Source organism: Thermogutta sp. (genome assembly GCF_039793925.1).
In the GTDB taxonomy this organism is placed as follows: Bacteria; Planctomycetota; Planctomycetia; order Pirellulales; family Thermoguttaceae; genus Thermogutta.
This window is the reverse complement of record NZ_JBAMME010000331.1, coordinates 253-2,479: the sequence shown is the minus strand read 5'-3', so window position 1 is coordinate 2,479 and position 2,227 is coordinate 253. Positions and strand designations below refer to the sequence as shown.

The 2,227-nt window shown below is 57.6% G+C and carries 1 protein-coding gene and 1 tRNA gene; both read left to right on the top strand.

The window, feature by feature from the left end; all coding sequences use genetic code 11:
• Positions 1 to 215: 215 nt before the first annotated feature.
• A tRNA-Lys gene (locus ABJK56_RS17860) sits at positions 216 to 291 on the top strand.
• A gap of 935 nt (positions 292 to 1,226) precedes the next feature.
• A partial coding sequence (locus tag ABJK56_RS17855; RefSeq protein WP_347246038.1) for a DEAD/DEAH box helicase occupies positions 1,227 to 2,227 on the top strand: 1,001 nt, incomplete at its 3' end.

The window sequence follows — 2,227 nt, the reverse complement described above, 5'->3', positions numbered from 1 at the left end:
CCTCTCCCGTCGAGGGATAGGGGGCTTTTCGATTCCTAGGCAATCACGTTACACTAGACCCCTTTGGGTGTCCAGGCGCCGAGGGAATTGATCCTGAATCGAGTTCAGGATCACGGGGTCCCGGGCGTATGCTCCCGGAAAACTGAACTCTCTCGCTGGGGCCATGAATTGACCGCGGCGGGCCGGAAGTGGTATAATCGTAAGTGTGACGGCGCGGGTCGGTAACTCAGCAGGTAGAGTATCGCCCTTTTAAGGCGAGAGTCACGGGTTCGAGTCCCGTCCGACCTACCACGCATCTGCATTGGAAGGCCCGGAACCACCAGGCTCCGGGTCTTCGTGCGTTTCGGGAATCCTGATGCGCCGCCTCTTCGGAAGACAGGCGTGGCAGCACGGCGACAGATCAGCGAGATACGCCGCCCATCCGCAGAATTGCCTGGCGATCAAGAACCTCAGACCAGGCAATCTGAGCGCGGGGTCACGAGTAGGCAGGGCAATTGCGGCCGGATGAACGGGACCGTCTGGGCGCGTCCGGATAGTGCCTTGGCCAGGCAATGCGGTGGCCCCGAAACCCCCGACATCCCCATATCGCCGCGAGTCTGCAACTCCCATGATCCCGCGGACCGAGAGGAATGCGGGCACCCCCTGGAGATTCTGAGCCGACCCTGCTAGCGTGACCAGCGCGGATGCGCAAGAACTGCTCCAGAAACCACGGGCATATAGTGATTCCAAAGAGGGCCCCCGGTGGACGGAGCCTCAACCAGCGACTCTGGCACGTGCGATGCGTCCATGCTCAATTAGACAAAGAAAACTGCTCGCCCCCTAAGACCCGGCCGTTTACGAGCTTGTTGCCATGTAACGCAAACCGGGCGTCTGGGCGATTTGGCACATCTCATTTAAGCATGTGAGCAAGAAAATCGCCGAAGGCGAGCTTCCCCCAAAGGCCTTATGTATTTCGGCAACCAACCGACCAGATCGCTCTACAGGAAGCGAGCGTCCTACTGCCCGTACGCTTACACATCCCGCGCCGCGCCTTCACAGTCCTGTCCGGGTGGGTGTGCTATTATGCTTGTGGTGCCCCACCTGAAAACTCAGCCGCTTAGGTTTCCGGCTTACTCTGGGATATCCTTCCCGCCGAAGGACTTCCGAAACTGTGACGCGTATTTTCCAAATATCAACCTGCAAATCGCATCTCAAACCCGGCCGCCCGGCCCTGGAGGCAGAACAGCATGGTGACGCTCAAGCCAGAAGACATACTTGAGGGTGATTTTTGGCCAGAACCGGTTAGGGTGATAGCCGTCAAGACACTCGACCGAGCCGCGCAGCAAGTCCAAGCAGTTGGTCTAAATTCCAAGAAGTACTACTCCCACGTCCTTGAGGAAGCAGACCTGGAGCGAGTAAGACTCTACACGGGCTCCGATCAAGACTTTGGGGGCAACGCCGAAGCCCTCTTTCTCGCTGTGGAAGCCCACAGGATCCGATTAGCGTACCAGTTCGACCCGCACTTCGCCGTCAGCGTCTCTCAGGTCGATCCTCTACCCCATCAAATAGAAGCGGTATACCAGTATATGCTTCCCAACCCTCGGATCCGCTTTCTCTTGGCGGATGATCCCGGTGCCGGAAAAGCCATAATGACGGGACTCCTGCTCACAGAGCTGAAATACCGCGGGCTTGTCCGCCGCACGCTTATAGTTGTCCCCGGTCACCTCAAAGACCAATGGCTCCGCGAGATGAAGGAGAAATTCCAGGAATCGTTTACAATAATCGACAGGGGCGTAGTCAACGCAAGCTGGGGGAAGAACATATGGACTGAAACGCCCCAGGCGATTTCCTCGATTGACTTTTGCAAGCAGGAAGACGTCATGGCGGGGCTAGCCGAGGCGCATTGGGATCTGGTGGTTGTAGACGAAGCCCACAAAATGGCGGCTTACCGCTACGGCGAGAAGACAATCAAGACAGAGCGTTACCGACTCGGCGAGCTCCTTTCACGCACCGGCAGCTTTCTGCTATTCTTGACTGCCACGCCCCACCGTGGGGACCCCGCAAACTTCCGGCTTTTCCTGGACCTGTTGGAGCGTGATTTCTTTGCCACGGACGACCTGCTGATAGAATCGGTCACCAACAGGGACAACCCTTTGTTCCTGCGCAGGCTCAAAGAAGACCTGCGCGACTACAACAAAAGGGTAACCGTCAAACCATCCGCACCTTGCGAGGTGTTTGCTGCTGGTTC